The following is a 3,013-nucleotide window of genomic DNA, read 5'->3' as shown; positions in this document are numbered from 1 at the left end:
GAAGTTCGCGGTAAAGGCTTGATGCTTGGCGCTGAGATCAAGCAACCAAATGGTGATCTTAACAAGTTTGGCGAACCACAATCCGACGGCGAACTAACCTTAGCGATTCAACGAGCAGCACTAGAGCGCGGCTTGATGGTTGAAAAGGGTGGTCGTGATGGTTCGGTAATTCGTTTCCTTCCGCCAATGATTATCTCTTTTGAGCAGATCGACTTTGCATTGCGCGTGATGGAAGAAGCGATCATCGCAGCGGGTGGTGGTTTACAACAAGACCCAGCTTCAAGCGAACAAACTAACCAAGAATGGAATAAGCATTTCATCCAGACAGGTTTAGGCGGTAGCAACGAATTTGCTAACGTGATGAACCAAACCACTCAAGCGATGAAAGCGGTTTTTGAACAAGTTGAAACGCCTTATTCGGGTTTAGATCCAAAAGTGCTAGAAGCAGCCATCAATGCTGTTGATCTCGATAACAATCAACACTCTTTGGTTGATGTTGTAGATAGTACTGCAGACCTTGTCGCTGCGAACTCCATCTTCGTGCAACACCCAGACTGCATTGCGCACCTTCACACTCCTCCTCTTATGGCTTCGGTAGCTGCGGAATCGATTATCGCGGCGTTGAATCAATCGATGGATTCATGGGACCAAGCATCTGCTGCGACTTATGTGGAGCAGCGTGTGGTGGATTGGATGTGTGACAAATACCAACTTGGCGCACAAGCTGATGGTGTTTTCACTAGCGGCGGCACGCAAAGTAACCTAATGGGCTTATTGCTGGCGAGAGACTGGGTTGCGGATAAGCACAATGGTCATTCTATCCAAAAGCTTGGCTTACCAGAATACGCGAGCAAGCTGCGTATCTTATGTTCAAAGAAATCGCACTTCACGGTTCAAAAGTCAGCCTCTCTATTAGGGCTAGGTGAAGCGGCAGTATGCTGTGTTGACACCAATGCAAACGGCACTATCAAGCCTGACTTGCTAGACGCAGAAGTGAAAGCACTTAAAGCTCAAGGGTTGATTCCTTTTGCTGTTGTCGGTACGGCGGGTACTACCGATCACGGTGCGATTGATGATCTTGAAGCGATTGCTGACATCGCCAACCAACAAGATCTTTGGTTCCATGTCGACAGTGCTTACGGTGGCGCGCTTATCTTAAGCAGCCATAAAGCTCGTCTGAAAGGTATCGAAAAAGCGGACTCAGTGAGTGTCGACTTCCACAAGTTGTTCTTCCAAACCATCAGCTGTGGCGCTGTGCTGCTGAAAGACAAAGCGAACTTTAAGTACCTACTGCATCACGCAGACTACTTGAATCGCGAGCACGATGAGCTGCCAAATCTAGTCGATAAGTCCATAGCTACCACCAAGCGTTTCGATGCACTGAAAGTCTTCATGACGATGCAAAGCGTTGGACCAAAGCAACTGGGTGATATGTACGACCATCTTCTAGAGCAGACGCTTGAAGTTGCCGATCTGATTCAGAAGCATGACGATTTTGAGCTACTTGCTGAGCCGTCATTGTCGACAGTGCTGTTCCGTGCGGTACCGAACAACGAGCTATCAGCAAACGGCGTTCTTGATTTAGACAAACTGAATCAGACGTTAAGACTGGAGGCGCTGACTCGTGGTGTTGCCGTGCTTGGCGAAACGGTCGTCGACGGTAAAAGTGCGCTGAAATTTACAATCTTGAATCCGTGCTTAACGACATCAGATTTCAAATCTCTAATTAACAAAATTCAAACTTTAGCTATTGAGCTAGCAGAACAACAAGGGTAATTAAAACTATGGCTATTCTACAAATTGGTGCAGGCGGCGTTGGTTGGGTTGTTGCACACAAAGCAGCACAAAATAACGAAGTACTGGGTGATATCACAATCGCTTCTCGCACAATCGCGAAGTGTGAAAAAATCATCGAATCTATCAAGGGCAAAAATAACCTTAAAGATTCTACTAAGAAACTAGAGGCTCGTTCAGTAGACGCTGACGATGTTGATGCACTTGTTGCTTTGATTAAAGAAGTTCAGCCGGATCTAGTGATCAACGCTGGTCCTCCTTGGGTAAACATGGCAATCATGGAAGCGTGTTACCAATCTAAAGTCTCTTACCTAGATACATCGGTAGCGGTTGACCTATGTTCTGAAGGTCAACAAGTACCACAAGCTTATGATTGGCAGTGGGGCTACCGTGAGAAGTTCGCTGAAGCGGGCATCACAGGTATTCTTGGCGCGGGTTTCGATCCAGGTGTGGTATCAATCTTTGCAGCGTACGCGGTTAAGCACTTGTTCGATGAGATTGACTCAATTGACGTAATGGACGTGAATGCTGGTGACCACGGTAAGAAGTTTGCGACAAACTTTGATCCAGAAACCAACATGCTTGAGATCCAAGGCGATTCTTTCTACTGGGAAAATGAAGAGTGGAAACAAGTACCTTGTCACTCTCGTATGCTTGAGTTTGAATTCCCTAATTGTGGTTCTCACAAAGTTTACTCAATGGCGCACGATGAAGTTCGTTCAATGAAAGAGTTCATCCCTGCTAAGCGTATCGAATTCTGGATGGGCTTTGGTGATGCATACCTGAACTACTTCAACTGCATGCGTGATATCGGTCTTCTTAGCCCTGATCCACTAACGCTACATGACGGTACTGTGGTTCAGCCTCTGCATGTTCTTAAAGCACTACTACCAGACCCAACATCTCTAGCTCCGGGTTACACAGGTTTAACGTGTATCGGTACTTGGGTCCAAGGTAAGAAAGACGGCAAAGATCGCAGTGTCTTCATCTACAATAACGCAGACCACGAAGTGGCTTACGAAGACGTAGAGCACCAAGCAATCTCTTACACTACGGGTGTTCCAGCGATTACGGCTGCACTTCAGTTCTTCCGTGGCGAATGGGCTGATAAAGGCGTGTTCAATATGGAACAGTTAAACCCAGACCCGTTCCTAGCAACAATGCCTGAAATCGGTCTAGATTGGCATGTTCAAGAACTTGAAGCAGGCCAAGGTCTTCC

The 3,013-nt window shown here is 46.8% G+C and carries 2 protein-coding genes; both read left to right on the top strand.

Features of this window, described 5'->3' with window-relative positions; all coding sequences use genetic code 11:
* A partial coding sequence (locus tag AB4653_RS26420) for a pyridoxal phosphate-dependent class III aminotransferase (RefSeq protein ID WP_372105707.1) occupies nt 1–1,776 on the top strand: 1,776 nt, incomplete at its 5' end.
* Between the two features lie 8 nt (nt 1,777–1,784).
* On the top strand, nt 1,785–3,013 hold a 1,229-nt coding region (locus AB4653_RS26415; RefSeq protein WP_372105706.1), incomplete at its 3' end, for a carboxynorspermidine synthase.

The organism is Vibrio sp. 10N.222.48.A3, assembly GCF_041475345.1.
GTDB lineage: Bacteria > Pseudomonadota > Gammaproteobacteria > Enterobacterales > Vibrionaceae > Vibrio > Vibrio tasmaniensis_A.
This window is presented reverse-complemented; position numbering and strand designations above follow the sequence as displayed.